18 protein-coding genes and 1 pseudogene are annotated in these 17,767 nt (G+C 70.8%); 8 read left to right on the top strand and 11 right to left on the bottom strand.

Annotated features, from left to right (window positions below; genetic code table 11):
* Positions 1-148: 148 nt before the first annotated feature.
* Entirely contained in the window at positions 149-616 is a 468-nt protein-coding gene (locus tag AB0N31_RS30620; RefSeq protein ID WP_366061705.1) for a nucleoside deaminase, read from the top strand.
* A gap of 29 nt (positions 617-645) precedes the next feature.
* On the opposite strand, the gene AB0N31_RS30615 is transcribed toward AB0N31_RS30620, so the two are convergent.
* The 9 genes from AB0N31_RS30615 to hemL form a co-directional block, all read right to left on the bottom strand.
* On the bottom strand, positions 646-1,050 hold the full coding sequence (locus AB0N31_RS30615; RefSeq protein WP_366061704.1) for a hypothetical protein: 405 nt from the start codon (positions 1,048-1,050) through the stop codon (positions 646-648).
* Between the two features lie 78 nt (positions 1,051-1,128).
* Positions 1,129-2,241 (bottom strand): c-type cytochrome biogenesis protein CcsB, encoded by a 1,113-nt coding sequence (ccsB, locus tag AB0N31_RS30610; protein WP_366061709.1) that lies wholly within the window; start codon positions 2,239-2,241, stop codon positions 1,129-1,131.
* A gap of 32 nt (positions 2,242-2,273) precedes the next feature.
* On the bottom strand, positions 2,274-3,992 hold the full coding sequence (locus tag AB0N31_RS30605) for a cytochrome c biogenesis protein ResB (RefSeq protein ID WP_366061703.1): 1,719 nt from the start codon (positions 3,990-3,992) through the stop codon (positions 2,274-2,276).
* Positions 3,993-3,995: 3 nt separating this feature from the next.
* A complete protein-coding gene (locus AB0N31_RS30600) occupies positions 3,996-4,769 on the bottom strand; it encodes a cytochrome c biogenesis protein CcdA (protein WP_366061702.1) in 774 nt (257 codons plus the stop codon).
* 1 nt (position 4,770) lies between these two features.
* Positions 4,771-5,361, bottom strand: coding sequence for a TlpA disulfide reductase family protein (locus AB0N31_RS30595; protein ID WP_366061701.1), 591 nt, complete (start codon positions 5,359-5,361; stop codon positions 4,771-4,773).
* 120 nt (positions 5,362-5,481) lie between these two features.
* Positions 5,482-5,916 (bottom strand): hypothetical protein, encoded by a 435-nt coding sequence (locus AB0N31_RS30590; RefSeq protein ID WP_366061699.1) that lies wholly within the window; start codon positions 5,914-5,916, stop codon positions 5,482-5,484.
* Positions 5,917-6,005: 89 nt separating this feature from the next.
* Positions 6,006-7,304, bottom strand: coding sequence for a hypothetical protein (locus AB0N31_RS30585; protein WP_366061698.1), 1,299 nt, complete (start codon positions 7,302-7,304; stop codon positions 6,006-6,008).
* A 112-nt stretch (positions 7,305-7,416) separates the two neighbouring features.
* Entirely contained in the window at positions 7,417-8,064 is a 648-nt protein-coding gene (locus AB0N31_RS30580) for a histidine phosphatase family protein (RefSeq protein WP_366061707.1), read from the bottom strand.
* Between the two features lie 38 nt (positions 8,065-8,102).
* The gene (hemL, locus tag AB0N31_RS30575) at positions 8,103-9,419 is read right to left on the bottom strand and encodes a glutamate-1-semialdehyde 2,1-aminomutase (RefSeq protein WP_366061697.1); all 1,317 of its coding nucleotides are present in this window, start codon (positions 9,417-9,419) and stop codon (positions 8,103-8,105) included.
* A gap of 532 nt (positions 9,420-9,951) precedes the next feature.
* Between hemL and AB0N31_RS30570 the strand changes: the two genes are divergently transcribed.
* The 7 genes from AB0N31_RS30570 to AB0N31_RS30540 all read left to right on the top strand — a co-directional run bounded on the left by AB0N31_RS30570 (position 9,952) and on the right by AB0N31_RS30540 (position 15,365).
* On the top strand, positions 9,952-10,389 hold the full coding sequence (locus AB0N31_RS30570) for a hypothetical protein (RefSeq protein WP_010353923.1): 438 nt from the start codon (positions 9,952-9,954) through the stop codon (positions 10,387-10,389).
* A gap of 376 nt (positions 10,390-10,765) precedes the next feature.
* Positions 10,766-11,965, top strand: a complete 1,200-nt coding sequence (locus AB0N31_RS30565) for a hypothetical protein (protein ID WP_366061696.1) — start codon at positions 10,766-10,768, stop codon at positions 11,963-11,965.
* A gap of 11 nt (positions 11,966-11,976) precedes the next feature.
* On the top strand, positions 11,977-12,564 hold the full coding sequence (locus AB0N31_RS30560) for a hemerythrin domain-containing protein (RefSeq protein ID WP_366061695.1): 588 nt from the start codon (positions 11,977-11,979) through the stop codon (positions 12,562-12,564).
* A gap of 87 nt (positions 12,565-12,651) precedes the next feature.
* Complete coding sequence (locus tag AB0N31_RS30555; RefSeq protein WP_366061694.1) at positions 12,652-12,795, top strand: hypothetical protein; 144 nt, start codon at positions 12,652-12,654, stop codon at positions 12,793-12,795.
* Between the two features lie 217 nt (positions 12,796-13,012).
* A complete protein-coding gene (locus AB0N31_RS30550) occupies positions 13,013-13,477 on the top strand; it encodes a hypothetical protein (RefSeq protein ID WP_366061693.1) in 465 nt (154 codons plus the stop codon).
* Between the two features lie 20 nt (positions 13,478-13,497).
* A complete protein-coding gene (locus AB0N31_RS30545; RefSeq protein WP_366061692.1) occupies positions 13,498-14,661 on the top strand; it encodes a zinc-dependent alcohol dehydrogenase in 1,164 nt (387 codons plus the stop codon).
* Positions 14,658-15,365 (top strand): phosphodiesterase, encoded by a 708-nt coding sequence (locus AB0N31_RS30540; protein WP_366061691.1) that lies wholly within the window; start codon positions 14,658-14,660, stop codon positions 15,363-15,365. The genes AB0N31_RS30545 and AB0N31_RS30540 overlap by 4 nt, the downstream gene beginning before the upstream one ends.
* 541 nt (positions 15,366-15,906) lie before the next feature.
* Here AB0N31_RS30540 and AB0N31_RS30535 read toward each other — a convergent pair.
* A pseudogene (locus AB0N31_RS30535) lies at positions 15,907-16,142 on the bottom strand (DUF899 family protein); the annotation flags it as partial.
* 198 nt (positions 16,143-16,340) lie between these two features.
* Positions 16,341-17,759 carry a HAMP domain-containing sensor histidine kinase gene (locus tag AB0N31_RS30530; RefSeq protein WP_366061690.1) on the bottom strand — a complete coding sequence of 473 codons (1,419 nt, stop codon included), beginning with the start codon at positions 17,757-17,759 and terminating at the stop codon, positions 16,341-16,343.
* Between the last annotated feature and the right edge of the window lie 8 nt (positions 17,760-17,767).

Genomic DNA, 17,767 nt, shown 5'->3' with positions numbered 1-17,767 from the left:
ATACTGGTTGTATCGGGGCGATCCCGACAACGCGGCGAGCGTGCGTGCCAGGCGTCGCCGGGCAGACGGGACTTTCGAAACACGCCCTAGGGCCTCCCGTGACGCCGCTCCCGGCCGGGGAACCTCACCGCGGGCGGAAGGAGTTCACATGCACCAGCCGACCCCCCTGGACGAGGCGACCGCCCGCACCTGGCTCGCCGGCGCCGTCGAGGAGGCCCGCACCGGGCTCGCCGAGGGCGGCATCCCGATCGGCGCCGCGCTCCACGGCCCCGACGGGACGCTGCTCGGCCGCGGCCACAACCGGCGCGTGCAGGACGACGACCCCTCGGCGCACGCGGAGACGGCCGCGTTCCGCGCCGCGGGACGGCAGCGGACGTACCGCGGGACGACGATGGTCACGACGCTCTCGCCGTGCTGGTACTGCTCCGGCCTGGTCCGCCAGTTCGGCATCTCGCGCGTCGTGATCGGCGAGGCGGTCACCTTCCACGGCGGCCACGACTGGCTCGCCGCGCAGGGCGTGGAGATCGTGCTCCTGGACGACCCCGGGTGCGTCGCGATGATGCGCGACTTCATCGCGGAGAACCCGGCGCTGTGGAACGAGGACATCGGCGCATGACCGCGGGGCCTGCCGCGTCCCGGCCGGCCTTACGGCCCCCGCTCCGCCTGCTGGATCAACTGTTCGAAGCGGGCCCGCCAGCGCGACTCCGTCTCGCCCTCGCCCTGGAACTCGTGGGTGAAGCGCAGGGCGGTGCCGCCCGCGTCGTCGTGCTCCAGGTGGAAACGCATCCGGCCACCGCTCTCCACCGTGTACTCGGCGACCCGCTCCACGTCCCAGGCGGTGACCTGCCCGGCGCCCAGGCCGGGCAGGCCGATCACGCCGCCCAGCCGGGGTTCGAGGACGTCGACGGCGCCGAACCAGCCGGAGAGGCCCTCCGCGGTGGCGAGGGCGGGCCAGACCGTCTCCAGGGGTCGCGGGAACCGCACCAGGAAATGCAGGATGTGCGTGTTCCCGTGGGTCTGGCTGGAGCCCTGTTCGATGGAACCGGTCATGACACCAGAGTGACCCCCGGGAACCGCTTCCGCACGGTCGCGGCGTGCGGCCGGCCCGTCCCGCCGGCCGCGGGGGGCTCAGAACCCGGCCGACCGGAGCACGCCCAGGCCGACGTCGGCGTAGGAGTGCTTGCCGGAGACGAAGATGTTGACGCCGTAGTAGTTGAACAGCCAGCAGCCGAAGGCGCCCAGCGCGAGGTAGGCGGCCTTGCGGCCCTTCCAGCCGGCGGTGGCGCGGGCGTGCAGGTAGCAGGCGTAGGCGACCCAGGTGATGAAGGACCAGGTCTCCTTGGGGTCCCAGCCCCAGTAGCGGCCCCAGGCGTCGCCCGCCCAGATCGCGCCCGCGATGATCGTGAACGTCCACAGCGGGAAGACGGCCGCGTTGACGCGGTAGGCGAACTTGTCGAGGGTCGCCGCGGCGGGCAGCCGGTCGAGGACCGAGTCGGCGAGCTTCCCGGGCCTGCCGCCGCCCGCCAGCTTGTTCTCGTAGGAGTCCTTGAAGAGGTACAGGATCGTGGAGACCGCGCCGACGTAGAACACCGCGCCGCAGAAGATCGCGGTGGAGACGTGGATGTACAGCCAGTACGAGTGCAGGGCGGGCACCAGCTGGTCGCTCGCCGTGTACAGGACGGTGACCGCGAGGCCCAGGTCGAGCAGGACCGAGGTGATCAGGAACAGCCCGAGCCAGCGCACGTTCTTCCTCAGCGCCAGCAGCGCCAGGTACACGCCGACGGCCACCGTGGAGAAGGTGATGTTGAACTCGTACATGTTGCCCCACGGCGCCCGCTGCACCGAGAGCGCGCGGCTGAGCACGCCGCCGAACTCGATCAGGAAGGCCAGCACCGTGAGGGAGATGGCGATCCGGCCGTAGAGGTCGCCCTGTTCGTCGCCGCCGTGCGCGCCCGGCCCGTCGGGCACCTCGCGGGCGCCGGCCGCGGCCCGCACCACGACCTTCGGCCGCTCCAGCACGGCGGTGCCGCCGGCCTTCCGCACGGTGACGGCGGGAGCCGCCTTCCCGGCCGGGGCCCGGTCGGTGAGCGCGGCGGCGGTGCGGCCGACCTTGCTGCGGCCGCCGAAGGTCCATTCGGCGATGTACGCGAAGAAAGCCAGGGTGTAGACGGCCATCGCGGAGTAGATCAGCGTGTTGCTGATGTTCGCGAGGTTCTCGTTGGTGGCGGCGGCGAGGTTCACCGCGCCGGCGAGGTCGGTTGCGGCGGCGAGAGTCACTTCTCAGACCCTTCGGCAGGTACGGCTCGGGAATCGGGGGTGTCGGGATCTTCGGGGGTGTCGGGGCCTTCGGGCGCTCCGGGGGCCCGGTCGTACAGGATCCCGGCGAGGTCGCCCAGTTCCTCGGGCACCTTCGCGGACTCGCTGCGGCCGAGGGCGGCCATCTCGACGACCGTGACGCCGTCGGCGCCCCGCACCGCCCGCACCCACACGCGGCGGCGCTGGATGAACAGGGAGCCGGCCAGGCCGAGGATCGCGGCCACCGAGCCGGCCAGCGCCCAGCCGCTGCCGGGCTGCTGGGTGACCTGGAAGTTGGCCCATTCCTTGGTGCCGTCGTAGGTGATCGAGCCGGCGCCGTCCGGGAGGGTCAGGGTCTCGCCGGGCTTGAGGTTGTCCCGCAGCTGGAGGTCCTTGGCGTCCGTGAACGGCTTCATGTTCCGCTTGTCCAGCTGGTAGACGCTCTGCGGGATGCCCGAGTCGACACCGAGGTCGCCGTGGTACGGCTCCAGGTTCAGCACCGGGTTCAGCAGCGCCGGGAAGGCGGAGGAGACCTCGTTGCCCTCGGCGTAGCTGGGGAGGAGGAAGGCCTGGAAGGCGAGCTGCTCGGTGACGCCCTTGGCGTTCTTGTAGCCGTCGAGGACCTTCACCACGCCGGAGGAGGTGACGTTGGAGTCGAGGGGCAGCAGCGGTACGGCACCGCGGTACACCACCTTTCCCCTGCCGTCCTTGACGGTGACGACAGGGGCGTATCCGTGGGCGGTGAGGTAGACCTTCGAGCCACCGATCTCCAGCGGGTGGTTCACCTTGACGGTGGTCTTCCTCTCCTTGCCGTAGGCGCCCTCGGAGTAGGTGAGGGCGGCCTGATAAGTGCGCGGAGTGCCCTTGTTGGGACCGGAGACCTCGTAGGTCCCGGTGAAGTCCTTCAGGGTGAAGCTGAACGGAGCCAGGTCGTCGACGTCGAAGAGGGTGCCGGACTTGAAGTCGTCGTACTGGGTGAGGGTGTTGGAGAAACCGTCGCCCTCCAGGACCAGCTTGTTGCCCTCCATCTTGAACAGCTGGCCCCAGGCGAAGGCCGTCAGCATCACGATGAGGGCGATGTGGAAGGCGAGGTTGCCGACCTCACGCAGGTAGCCCTTCTCGGCGGCGACCGCGTCCCCGACGAGGTGCGCGCGGAAACGGCGCTTCCTCAGCAGCGCGAGCGCGGCCTCCCGCACCTGCTCCGGCTCGGCGTCCGTGCGCCACGTCGTGTACGCGGGCAGCCGGGTCAGCCGCTTGGGAGCGCCCGGCGGGCGGCCGCGCAGCTGGCCCACGAACTGCCAGGTGCGGGGCACGATGCAGCCGATGAGGGAGACGAACAGCAGGATGTAGACGGCGGAGAACCACACCGAGCTGTAGACGTGGAAGAGGCCGAGCCGGTCGTAGAGCGGCGCGAGCGTCTCGTGCGCCGCACGGAAGTCGGCGACCTTCGTCTCGTCGTTGCCCGACTGCGGGATCAGCGAACCGGGGATCGCTCCGAGCGCCAGCAGCAGCAGCAGGAGCAGCGCCACCCGCATGGAGGTCAGCTGCCGCCAGAACCAGCGGGTCCAGCCGATCACGCCCAGGCCGGGCATGCCGGCCAGGGTGTCGACGGGGGCCGTGGACAGCTGGGAGCCCGCGGCACCGAGGCCTTGGTGGTCGGAGGTGGTGGCGGGCTCGTCGGCGGTGGTCTTGCTCATCGATCAGATCCCCACGGTGAAGCCGGTGGACCAGGACTGCAGGTCCTGCACGAGGTGGTCCCACGCGCCGGTCAGCAGCAGTGCGCCGGTCCCGATCATCATGACGCCACCGACGCGCATGACCCACACGTAGTGCCGCTTGACCCAGGTGAAGGCGCCGAGCGCCTTGCGGAAGGCGATCGCGGCGAGCACGAACGGCACACCGAGGCCGAGGCAGTAGGCGACGGTCAGTATGGCACCACGGCCTGCGCTCGACTGCTGCGAGGACAGGGCGAGCACCGAGGCGAGGGTCGGGCCGATGCAGGGCGTCCAGCCGATGCCGAACAGCGCGCCGAGCAGAGGGGCGCCCGCCAGCCCGGCGGCGGGCCTGCGATGGAAGCGGAACTCCCGCTGGGTCATCCAGGGCATCAGGCCCATGAAGAAGACGCCCATGAGGATCATGAGCACGCCCAGCACCTTGGACAGAACGCCGCTGTTCGCCTGGAGCGTGTCCCCGAAGTAACCGAACAGGGCGCCGCTGGAGACGAAGACCGCCGTGAAGCCGAGGACGAAGAGGGAGGCTCCGGCAACCATCCGACCGCGCCTGGCGTCCCCCAGGTCGGTGCCCGCGACGCCGGTGACGTACGACAGGTAACCGGGCACGAGCGGCAGAACGCAGGGAGAGAAGAAGGAGATGAGACCGCCGAGCAGCGCGACGGGCAGGGCGAGCAGCAACGCGCCGTGCAGAACCGTCTGGTTCGGGTCGGTCGCCGCGGCGACCGTCATGACCGCACTCACGTCACTTCTCCGCGAGAACCGGAGTGATCATCTTGCGGAGTTTCTCCTCGCTCAGCGGTGACAGCGAGCGCGCGGCGATCTTGCCTTCACGGTCGAGGACCAGAGTGGAGGGCACCGTCTGGAGATTGAGGGTGCCCTTCTTGAAGCGCAGCAGCAGGCGGCCTGCCGGGTCATAGAGACTGGGGAAGGTGACGCCCTGCTGCTTCTCGAACGCCACGGCGTTCTCGACGCTGGTATCGCGCGTGTTGATGCCGACGAACTGCACGCCCCGGCTCTTGAGGTCCTGGTAGACCTTCTGGAAGTTCGGCGCCTCCGCACGGCAGGGGGCGCACCAGGAGCCCCAGACGTTCAGGACGACGACCTTGCCTTTGTAGTCGTGGACGTCGAGCTGCCCGCCGTTGACGGTCTCGCCCGACAGATCGGGGGCCGCGTCTCGTTCGGCCTGCTTGACGGTGGAGATGCCGTCCTTGCCCATGACGAATCCCGTGTCCCCGCCTCCACCGGAGATACCGCCGGAGGTGCACGCGGACAACAGCAGCGCCGTGGCGGCTGCGACGGCGACAGACAGGGGGGTGCGGCTGGCGGCACTCATGTGAAAAGTTTCGCATGCCCGTTCCGGGGATCTTGCGCACCCCCCTGGCCAAGGAATCCCCGCATTTCAGACGGCCTTCGCAGGCCTCGAAAGCGGGGGGTTCCCGGCGGAGGCCGACCCCTACGACGTGACGTTGTACTGCGGGGAACAGAGCTGTCCGGCGCTGCCACCGAAGCAGACCCAGAACTTGTACCTCTTGTCCTCGGTCAGATTGCCGCCCTTGGTGACGGTGTACGGCGAGCTGTGGCCGTACGTGCTGGCCTCGCGGATGGGGCTGGTGCTCAGGTAACCGGCGACACCGAATCCGTCGGCGTGGGTGTCGACGACCTCGAGGTAGTCGCCGTCGGCGTGCCAGTGGGCTGCGCCCACGGCCCTGCCGTTGTCGATGACGAGGACGGAACGCGAACCGTCGCTCTGCATGTCGGTGGCACGGAACTCGACTCCCGTCGGCACTGCGGCGGACGCGGTGGACGCGCCCGCGGTCACGGCCGCGCCCATCATCAGGCCGGTAGCCGCCAGGACGGCGGCGGCACGCTTGTGCAGCGAACTGCTCACGGTTTCCCCTCGGTCGATCATGTACTGGTCATGGAGAATTTAATCGAACCTGTGTTCTAGTTCGAGACGTTTTCCACGACTTGAGAGGGTCATGAGACCGTTGAGGCTCCCGTGGCGCCCGGCGCCTTCGTCACGGCCGACAGGAACTCCTTCCAGCCGCCGGCCGGCTCCTGCCCGACGTCCAGCGTGCGCAGCTTGGCGAGCACCTCCGGCTTCTGCACGTCGATCCAGTCGACGAACTGCCGGAAGGAGACCAGGCGCACGTCCGCGCCCTTCTCCTTCTCGCGCGCGATGTGCTTGAACGCCTCCTCGACGGCGTCCATGTAGATGCCGCCGTTCCACTGCTCGAAGTGGTTGCCCACGAAGAAGGGCGCGCGGTTAGTCTCGTATGCCCGCTTGAATCCCTGTATGTACGCCTGGGCCGACTGCTGCCGCCAGCCGGGGTAGTTGTGGCTGGGCGCCTTGGTCGAGTTGACCGACTGGTTGGCGAGCATGTTGTAGTCCATCGACAGGACCTCGAAGCCGCGTCCGGGGAACGGTATCTGCTGCAACGGCAGGTCCCACATGCCCTGCTTCTTGTCGGGCCAGACCTGGCGGCCGCCCGGCGAGGAGGCGTCGTAGCGCCAGCCGAGGGAGCGGGCGGTGGGCAGCAGGTTGTCCTGGCCGAGGAGGCAGGGCGTACGACCGCCGACGAGTTCCTTGTCGTAGTCGAAGGGGAGCGCGGGCAGGTCGGTCCACCCGGTGTTGGTGCGCCACTGCTTGACGAACGACTTGGCCTGGTCGATCTCGTCGCGCCACTGGCGCCCGGTCCAGTTGCCGACCGACCCGGAGCCGGCGCAGAAGTGCCCGTTGAAGTGGGTGCCGATCTCGTGCCCCTCCAGCCAGGCGCGGCGCACGTTGACCAGCGTCGCCTTGACGTGGTCGTCGGTGAGGTAACCGATGTCCGAGGCGCCGCGGGGGTTGTTGGGCGGGTCGTAGAGCCGCTTCTTCGACTCGGGCAGCAGGTAGAGCCCGGAGAGGAAGAAGGTCATGGCCGCGCCGTGCTCCTTGGCCAGGTCCAGGAAGCGCGGGAAGAGGCCGTTGCCGACCTCGCCCGCCCCGTCCCAGGAGAAGACGACGAACTGCGGCGGTTCCTGACCCGGCTCCAGCGGCTCGGGCGCGGCCGGCTGGTGCGGCTGCTTCCCGGTGAAGGAGGTGGAGCCGTCCCCGATCGGACGGACGGTGGCCGTGGGCTTCGGGGATGCCGAACCGCCCTTCCCGGCCCCGCCGGAACCGTCACCGGGGCGCGGGTCGTCCGACGACGTGAAGCCGCCGCAGCCCGCGAGTCCGGCGGCGGCCGCGGCCCCCGCCCCCAGTCCTAGTGCTCCCCTGCGGGTGAGAGTGCGCATGGCATCCCCGTTCGTCGCGTGCTCCGGTGGTCACCCACTCAGAGGACACGTCGAACGGGGAGGTTCCGCTCATGTGTGCGTATTCCGTAACAGTGATCGAGGGACCACCGGCTCACGCCCCGAAGGCCTTGCCCTTCCCCTTCACCGGCTTGGCGCCGGCCAGCAGGTGGGGCGGCACCAGGTCGCGGGCGGGCTCGGAGTAGCCGACGGACACGATCGTGTCGCCCCGGTACGTGAACGACGTCAGCGAGGCGAGCGTGCACTGCCGCTTGCGCGGGTCGTGCCACAGCCGCCGCCGCTCGACGTAGGACCGCACGATCCAGATCGGCAGCTGGTGGCTGACCAGCACCGCCTCGTGCCCGCGGGCCCTGTCCTTCGCCGCGTCCAGCGCGCCCATCATGCGCACCACCTGGTCGACGTACGGCTCGCCCCAGGACGGCTTGAACGGGTTGTAGACGTGCCGCCAGTTCTCCGGCCGGCGCAGCGCCCCGTCGCCGACGCCGAAGGTCTTGCCCTGGAAGACGTTGCCCGCCTCGATGAGCCGCGCGTCGGTGCCGACGTCGAGTCCGTGCGCCTTGGCGATGGGGCCCGCCGTCTCCTGCGCCCGCTCCAGCGGGGAGGCGCAGACGTACGTCACGTCGCGGGGGGCGAGGTGCTCGGCGACCCGGTCGGCCATCCGCCGGCCCAGGTCGGAGAGGTGGTAGCCGGCGAGGCGGCCGTAGAGGATGCCGTCCGGGTTCTCGACCTCGCCGTGCCGCATCAGGTGGACGACCGTCAGGTCCTTGCTGTCGCCGGTGCTCACGCGCGGGCCTCCGCAGCCGCTCGGGCCGCCGCCGGAAGGGCGTCGGCGATGCGCTGGAGGGCCCGTTCGTCGTGGGCCGTGGACACGAACCAGGACTCGTAGGACGAGGGCGGCAGGTAGACGCCGTTCGCCAGCAGCGAGTGGAAGAAGGCGGTGAAGCGGAACGACTCCTGCGCCTTGGCGTCCTCGTAGTTACGGACGGGTCGGTCCGTGAAGAAGACGGAGAACATGTTGGAGGCGCTCTGGAGCGTGTGCGCGACGCTCTCCTTGGACAGGGCCTCCGACACCAGCGTCTGGATCTGCTCGGAGACGGCGTCGAGCTTCGCGTACGCGGCGTCGTCGAGGAGCCGGAGCTGGGCGATGCCGGCGGCGGTGGCAACCGGGTTCCCGGAGAGGGTGCCGGCCTGGTACACGGGCCCGGCGGGCGCGAGGTGCGCCATCACGTCGGCGCGGCCGCCGAACGCCGCGGCCGGGAAGCCGCCGCCCATGACCTTGCCGAAGGTCATCAGGTCGGGCTTGACCCCGTCGATCCCGAACCATCCGGCCCGGCTGGTCCTGAAGCCGGTCATGACCTCGTCGGAGATGTAGAGGGCGCCGTTGTTCTGGCAGGCGTCCTTGAGCCCCTGGTTGAACCCGGGCAGCGGCGGGACCACGCCCATGTTGCCCGGCGAGGCCTCGGTGATGACGCAGGCGATCTCACCGGGGTGCCGGTGGAAGGCCTCCTGCACGGCCTCCAGGTCGTTGTACGGCAGGACGATGGTGTCGCCGGCCTGGGCGCCGGTGACGCCGGGCGTGTCCGGCAGGGCGAAGGTGGCTACGCCGGAGCCGGCCGCGGCGAGCAGCGAGTCCACGTGACCGTGGTAGCAGCCGGCGAACTTGATCACCTTGGAACGGCGGGTGAAGCCGCGGGCGAGCCGGATGGCGGACATCGTGGCCTCCGTCCCGCTGGAGACCAGCCGCACCTGCTCGACGGGCCCGACCCGCGCGACGATCTCCTCGGCCAGCGTGACCTCGCCCTCACCGGGCGTACCGAAGGACGTACCGCGCGAGACGGCGTCCTGGACGGCGGCGATCACCTCGGGGTGCGAGTGCCCGAGGATCATGGGGCCCCAGGAGCAGACGAGGTCGACGTACTCCCGGCCGTCCGCGTCCGTCAGGTACGGGCCGGTGCCGGACACCATGAACCGGGGCGTGCCGCCGACGGCGCGGAAGGCGCGCACCGGGGAGTTCACGCCGCCCGGTGTGACGACGGCCGCACGGTCGAACAGTGCCTGTGAGACAGGCGCTTCGTATGAATAGGGCAGTTCGCTCATGACCTGCGACTTCTCCGACTTCTCGGACTCCGGTTGGCAGTGACCTCCTCAGGGTAGGCCAGCGGCCCCGGAGGGCCGCGGGGCGTGTGCCGTGCCCGCACGGACCGGGCGGGCCGCTCCTGCAAGCTTCTTCATCTGCGAAACTGAAACGGACTGAGCCTGATAGACGTAGCTCACAACGACGGCGTGTCGAGGGGCTGCGAAGATCCTGCGGACAGGTGTTTCACCGCACGTTTCGGCGTGCGGCCGTGGGGGAGGTCACTGACACGATGATCGGGTTGCGCGGCGGAGCCTGCGCGTCCTAGAAAAGCAGTCGGGTGGAGATATGCATCGCGGTGGCGGACTGGGCGAGGGGACTGATGACCGGGGTCCTCGACGTGCCCGGCGGGGAAGGCACCGGCGCGACGCGGAGGAAGCCGACGAAGCACGTCGCACGCAGGGCGTCCCGGGCGTGCCCGAGGTACCGAGTGAGTCCGAGCGGCTCGACCGTACGGTCGACCGGCTCCGGGCGAGGAGCGGGAATGGTGGTCGGGTGGGGGTGACGTACAAGTACTTCGGCGCACCGGACGGCGCGACCGCGGCCCGGGTCCCGATCTCGATGCGCCCCGAGGAGCTCGGCGGCGACGAACTCGGCATGAACGGCATGTTCACCAAGATCAAGCCGGAGACGATGGCCGCGATGGTCCTCACGGGCATCGAGGGCGTCCCCCTGCACAAGGTGCCCCCGCTCGAACTCGTCGTCCTGCACCCCGACTACGCCGTCGTCAAGCTCCCCATGACGGTCGTCGACCCCCTCCGCGACATCGGCGAGGAAGCGGTCGGCGCGGCGGCCTTCATCTGGTCGACGGTCCCGGACCGGGGCGGTCCGCGGGACGCGTTCAACGTGTACCAGTTGCTGCACGAGTGGCAGGACTTCAGCCACCGGCTGCACGAGGCGGGACATCAGCCGTACTGCCTGGTCTGGCCCTGAGCTGGGGTTTCGTAGGAGTCGGGCGGGGTCTTCGGGCTCGCCCTTTTCCGTGCCGGAGAGGGGCCGTCGAGCGGCCAGGGCACATCGAGGGCACATCGGTTTCGCCGGGGGTGCTGATGCGCCCTGGGTGGCGGGCGGTCGCCGTCGTCCGCCGCTGACCGCCGTGTCGTCCGATGAGGCGTGGGCGTACTTCGCCGGTGAGCACGGCATCCGCACGCTGGGCTGACCCGCCAGGGGGAACCATGCGGCCCGCGGGCGTGAGCGGTGGCTGGAAAGCGCCCATCGTGAACAGACTGAGGACCACGTCTGTGCTCGTCGCCCGAAACGGGGTACCCCAGCGGCGCGCGAGTCCCCCTCGCCCTCAGGAGGCACTCCCATGACCTTCAATCCGTTGGAGCAGCGGGGTATCCCGCTGGACCGCCAGCTGCGCAGCTGGCGTGAGCTGAACGTGGACCCGATCGACCCGGACCACTGCGACCCGTACACCCGCTGCCGCGTCATCACGATGAACGGGATCGAGGTGGAGGCGATCCTGTTCAGCCACCAGCTCGCCCGGCACACGGCCGATCCCGAGATCAAGCGGCAGCTGGCGCGGGTGCGCTACATCGAGGCGCAGCAGCAGAAGGTCGTGAACTGGCTGCTTCCGGGTGTCTCCTCGGTACTGGAGACGACCATCGCCTACGAGCAGGTCGCGGTGGACCTGACTGCGTGGGTGGCCCGCATGGAGCCGGACCCGTATCTGAAGCAGGCGTACCAGTTCGGCGTGCTGGAGGACTTCGACCACCTGTACCGGTACGCGAACCTGTACGAGATGATCGAGCACCGCAAGGCCGAGTCGATCGTCGACGACCTGACCGAGGTCATGCCCGGCCGGCCCACCCGGTTCCACCACCGCAACCCCGTCGACAACGTCCGCGACCCCTACGCCAAGGACGAGACGAACCCGCTGTCGAAGCTGCACGCGCTGACGATCATGTCGGCCGAGCAGCAGACCATGAACTTCTACATGAACACCGGCCCCACCTACATGGAGCCGATCGCCCGCCAGCTCTACCAGGAGATCGGGCTGATCGAGGAGGAGCACGTCACGCACTACGAGTCGCTCGTCGACCCGGGTGAGACGTGGTGGGAGCAGCTGGTCAACCACGAGTACAACGAGTGCTACCTCTACTACTCCTTCATGGAGCAGGAGAGTGATCCCAGGGTCAAGGCGATCTGGGAGCTGCACCTGAACATGGAGCTGGAGCACCTGCACGCCGCCTGCGACCTGATGCGCAGGCACGACGGCCGCGACCCGGCCTCGGTGCTGGCGCCCGAGCTGCCCAACGTGCTCACCTTCGAGCCGAACAAGGGCTACCTGCGCGAACTGCTCGACACCCAGATGGACTTGACCACACTCGGTGCCGGTTACGTGCGTGAGGCGCACGAGCGGTTCGAGCAGATGCAGGAGCAGATCCACGGCGGCGAGGCACCGCCGAGCGACCGGGTCATCACCGAGCACGACGAGGTGTTCGGCCGCGAGTACCGCGTCCAGACCGAGGGCGAGCACCCCGACCCCGCGCAGCGCGAGAAGTAGGGGAGGCCGAGATGTCCGAGCTGAAGACCCCGCACGCCGGGGACGATCAGGCCAAGGACGACGACGTCGTCGCGTTGCTGATGCGCCAGCACGGTGACATCCGCAACCTCTTCGACGAGGTCGAGGCCACCGAGGGCGACGAACGCCGGGACGCTTTCCGCCGCCTGGTGCGCCTGCTGGCCGTGCACGAGACCGCCGAGGAAGAGGTCGTCCACCCCTTCGCCCGGAAAGGTTTCCCCGGTGGCGAGCAGGTGGTAGAAAACCGTCTCGCCGAGGAGAGGGCGGCCAAGGAAACACTGGCCGCCCTCGACGAACTGGACACCGAAGACCCGAAGTTCATGCCCCGGCTGCTCGAGCTCCGCAAGGACGTCCAGGAACACGCCCGCGCCGAGGAACGCTACGAGTTCACCCACATCCGCCGCAGCGCCGACGCCGCCGGCCTGGCCGCGATGGCGAAGGCGATCAAGGCCGCCGAGGCGATGGCGCCCACCCGGCCCCACCCGGGCGTCGAGTCCGGGGCGAAGAACATGGCCCTGGGCCCTGTGGCGGCCCTCATGGACCGCACCAAGGACGCCGTGCGCAAAGCCATGGACAAGTAGGTCCGGAACAGCCGTGACCGGGGGCCGGACCCATGCCCCGGCCCCCGGTCGCGCAGACCGCAGACGGCAGCACCGGGGGAAGACCGTATGAAGATCGACGAGCCACTGGTCAGAGGGCTTCTGGACGCTCCATCGGACGACACCGTCGTGGTACTCCTGAAGAACCGTGCTCAGGTGGTCGAGCAGGCCGCCCTCGACAGCGGGCAGTACCCCACGGGGCAGCCGTGCTGATGTCACGCGCAGAGCTCGTGGAGCGGCTCGGCGCACCTTCACCCGCCGAGGAGGACGTCACGCACCTGGCGGCCTCTCTGCAGGACGACGTCGGCGAACCCGGCGCCTGACACCGTCCCGCGCCAACGCGACACGCGGCCGTCACCGTTTCGTTCGGGAGACCGCGGAAACCCAGTGCCGGACGGGGGCCGCCGGACACCGAAGCGGAGGGCATTCGATGAAGAAACTGTGGTGGGCCGTTCCGGTCGTGGCCGCCGGGGCGGCGGCCGTACACCGGTCTTGGCCGGGACACGGACCCGACGAGCAGGCGGGGGGCCGCTGGCTCACCGTGACGGTCAACCGGCCGCCCGCGGACGTGGGCTCCGACGGCAGGCTGCCACCTCCCCTGGACGACCTGACGGAGCGGATCGACGTACAGATCCGGCCGGCACCGGGCGACCGCGGTACGGAGCTGGCCGCGCGGTTCAAGGAGCCCGTCCCCGCCGTGTCGGCCTCCGTGCCCGCGCGCCTGGCCGGGCAGGACCCGCGTCAGGAGCTGCGGCGCGCGTTGCGCGACGCGAAGTCCCTGCTGGAGGCGGGCGAGGTGCTGCGCCCCGACGCGCCGCCCACGACCCGCCCCACGCCGGGCGGCAAGCTGGTCGAACTGTTCACCCGTCGCGCTGGCGGGGAGGGAGTGCTGTGAAGGCGCTGTGCTGGGAAGGCGTGAACAAGCTGTCCGTCGAGCAGGTCCCCGACCCGGAGCTGCGCAACGACCAGGACGTCGTCGTGCGGCTGATCGCGGGCACCACCTGCGGCTCCGACCTGCACCTCATCGGCGGCTACATCCCGGCCATGCGCGCCGGCGACGTCATCGGCCACGAGTTCGTCGGCGAGGTCGTCGAGACCGGCTCCGCCGTGCGCAGGCACAGGGTCGGCGACCGGGTCGTCGTCTGCTCCTTCGTCGGTTGCGGGCGCTGCTGGTACTGCGCCAACGACCTGTGGTCGCTGTGCGACAACACCAACACCAACCCCGGTGTCGGCCAGGCCCTCTTCGGCTACGAGACCGCCGGCATCTTCGGCTACTCCCACGCCATGGGCGGCCTGCGCGGCAGCCACGCCGAGTACGTCCGCGTCCCCTTCGCCGACTACGGCGCCTTCAAGGTCCCCGAGGGCATCGACGACACCAGCGCCCTGTTCGTCTCCGACTCGGTCCCCACCGGGTGGATGGGCGCCGACCTCGCGGGCGTCAAGCCCGGCGACGTGGTCGCGGTCTGGGGCTGCGGCGCCGTGGGGCAGATGGCCGCCAGGGCCGCGATCCTCAAGGGCGCGGAGCGGGTCGTCTCCATCGACCGCATCCCCGAACGGCTGACCATGACCGAGCGGTACATCGGCGCGGAGACCCTCGACTACACCGCCACCGACGTCGCCGCCGAGTTGCGCGAACGCACCGGCGGGCGTGGCCCCGACGTGTGCATCGAGGCCGTCGGCATGGAGGCCCACAGCGACGGACCGATGTACCTGTACGACCAGGCCAAGCAGCGGCTCCGTCTCCAGAGCGACCGGCCCACCGCCGTGCGGCAGGCCATCCACGCCTGCCGCAAGGGCGGCACCGTGTTCATCCTGGGCGTCTTCGCGGGCGCCGTCGACAAGTTCCCGCTCGGCGCCGTGATCAACAAGGGACTCACCGTGCGCGGGGCGCAGATGCACGGTCAGCGCTACATCCCCATGCTGCTCGACCGGCTTGCCGCGGGGGACATCCGGACGGACCATCTCGCGACCCACACCCTCCCCCTCGATCGGGCACCGAAGGCGTACGACATGTTCAAGCACAAGACCGACGGCTGCGTGCGCGCCGTCATCCGGCCCGAGGAAGCGGAGGTCGCGTGATCGACAGATGTACGGCACACCGTGTGGCCCACCGGGTGGCACGGTGGCGCTCGGCACCGGCCCTGCACCCGCACGGGGTGCTGTGCTCGGGAACACTGGCCGTGACCGGCCGCTCGGACACCGGATGGGGTGTGCCGTGGCTGGACCGACCCGGCCCCTATCGGACGACGGTGCGCTGGTCCCGGGCGCTCGGACTGCCCCGGCGGCTGCCGGACGGTCTGGGCCTGGCCGTCCGGGTCGAGAACGTCGACGGCCTCAGCAACGCGCTCGACCTGCTGTTCACGTCCAGCCGCTCCGGTCGCCTCGGTCGCCATCTGCCCCTTCTGCGGCCGGACGCCCTGGGCGGGCCGTACTCCACCCTGTTGTCCTACCGGGTGGGTGACCGCGAACGGGTCCTGGCGGCCTTCCCCGTCCCCGGCCCGGACGGCAGTCCGGACGACACCATGCCGACACTGTGGCAGCAGCTCGCCCGTCGTCCCGTCCGCTTCGACCTGCGCGCGGCCGCTTCCGACGAACCCTGGCGCACCTTCGCCACACTGTCCCTGGAAGCCGTCCACACCGCCCCGGCCGCCCGCACCGTGTCCTACGACCCCTACACCCACAGCCTGCCCGGCCTGCACCCCACCGGACGGCTGCGCCGACTCCGCGACGCCGCGTACGCCAGCTCCCGCCAGGGACGAACCGGCGGCGAGCGCGACCAGTGACCGGTGGGTCCGTCGGCGGTGGGTGCCGGCTCTCGGGCAGGGGACGGGAGACCCGGCCACCGAACGCGATGTCCGGTCCGTGGGCCGGGGACGACGGGCACGGGATGCCGCGGTCAAGGGCCACTGGCGCACGTCGGTCCCGCTCTGAGCGAGACCGAGGACAGCGGTGAGGTGACCTCACCGGTCCACCGACACCGCCGGTCCAGCCGGTCACGCGTCCGCATCCGCACGCGTTCCCGGGCGGGGTGCGTCGGGGAGTGGCCCCGGCAGGTGGTCGGACCGCTCTTGAGGGGCGCCGCCCGTGAGGGCGACGAATGGGCCCGCCGAAGCCCTGCGATCACCGACTGAGACCACCTCCGGCGGCCGGGACAGGGAGCACGCCGTCGGGGGCACGGAAGGCACATCCAGGGCACACGGGCCGGGGAGACGGCGTCGGCCCGCGAGAACCACCGAGAGCAGTTTCCGCAGGTCAACGCACATTTCACCGAGATCCCCAGGTCAACGGCCCCCCGCGTTCAATCGCCGCACGAGTGGCAGGACCTCGGCCACGGAAGAGGTCCAGGAACGGGACCGGGCCGTCGGCTCCGACGACCTCGACCGTCCCGTCGAACTCCACCATCGACATCCGGTGGCGGGCCGCGGCGATGGCGTCGCCCTCGCGGGTGTGGGCCTTCTCGCGCACCAGCAGCTCGTCACGGGCGGCCGCCAGGTGGCCGGGTCGACGACGGACGGGCGGCCGGGCGGCGCGGTGACCGGATCACCGGGCGTGATCGTCATGGTGTCCTCCGTGGTCTCTCGTGCCGGGCGGTGCCGTAGGACACGACGCCCGGCGGGGTCACCAGGACAGACTCGCCGCCCGGCCGGAACTCATCGCCCGTCCGCGCGTCCGGCACCGTGCCGGCCGGCACGGTCCGAGCCCGTCCGGGCCGTGAGCGTCCCCCCGGCCCGTCGGGGGACCGGCAGCACCGGGGCCGTCTACTCCGCCCCGCCCACCGTGAACCCGGTCACCGCGCCGCCGCCCGCCCTGCGGAAGGCGAACGCCGCTCCCCCGTGCGCCAGCGCGACCTCCCGGACGATCGAGAGGCCGAGCCCCGAGCCCGGCAGGGAGCGGGCGTCCGCGGCGCGGTAGAAGCGGTCGAAGACGCGGGTGAGGTCGGTCTCGGTGATGCCGGGCCCGCGGTCGAGGACCTCGACGCGGACGGTGCCCGGCAGGGCCGGGCCGGTCACCCTGATCTCGATGGGCTCGCGGCCCTCGCGGTCGAACTTGGCGGCGTTCTCCACCAGGTTGGACAGCGCCCGCTGGAGCATGCCGGGCCGCCCGTCGGTGGTGGTGTCGCCGGCGGCACGGACCACGATCCGCCGCCCGGTACGGCGCCGCGCGAGCCCCGCCACGTCCTCGGCCAGGTCGGCGAGGTCGATCCGCTGCGGCGGCTCGGTGTCCGACTGCCCGGCTGCGAGGTCCACCAGTTCGTTGACCAGGTCGGTCAGTTCGCGCGCCTCCTGGCCGAGGTCGGCCACGAGTTCGTCCCGGGTGGCGGGCGGCAGTTCGTCGATGCGGCGCAGCAGCGAGATGTTGGTCCGCAGCGAGGTCAGCGGCGTCCGCAGCTCGTGCCCGGCGTCCTGGACCAGCCGCCGCTGGTCCTCCTCGGACTGGGCGAGGCGCCCCAGCATGCGGTCGAAGGCGCGGCCGAGGCGCCCCACCTCGTCGTAGCCGGTGACGGGCACCTGGACGCCGAGGCGGCGGGTGCGCGCGACGTCCTCGGCGGCGGTCGTCAGCATGACCAGGCGGTGGGTGATGCGCCGGGCCAGCCACCAGCCGGACAGTCCGGCCGCCGTCACGACCGCGGCCATCAGGAGCAGCGTGCGCTGCTGGAGCGCCCGCAGCAGGTCCTCGGTGTCGCTGAACTCCTGCGCGATCTGCACCGCGCCCCGGCCGCCGCCGAGCGCGACGGTGGCGACCCGGTAGACGTCGCTGCCGACGTCGACGTCCTTGTGCTCGACGATCGTGCCCGCGACCGCCGCCGCGGCGATCTCCCGGTCGGCGTCCTTCACGGGCAGCCCCGGGTTCCCGGGGTCGACGACGGTTCCGTCCGCCCCCAGCACCTGCACGTCGGTGCGGGCCGGGCGCACGATGTCGTGGCCGGGCGCGGCGGAGGAGAAGTCGGCGGGGGCCATCGCCCGGTCCCGCACCTCGTCGCGCAGGTCCTGCACGACCTCGTCGAAGACGGACTCCTGGTCCACCCGCACCAGGCGGGCGGCGGCGTTGTACGACAGGACGCCGACGATGACGGTGACGACCGCCGTCACCGCCGCGAAGGACACCGCGAAGGTGGTGCGCAGCGAGACGGCCTGCGGGCGTCGCCGGGACACCCACTGCCGCAGCGGGCCGGACACGGGGCGCC

This window comes from Streptomyces sp. NPDC051051 (genome assembly GCF_040682975.1).
GTDB lineage: Bacteria > Actinomycetota > Actinomycetes > Streptomycetales > Streptomycetaceae > Streptomyces.
This window is presented reverse-complemented; position numbering and strand designations above follow the sequence as displayed.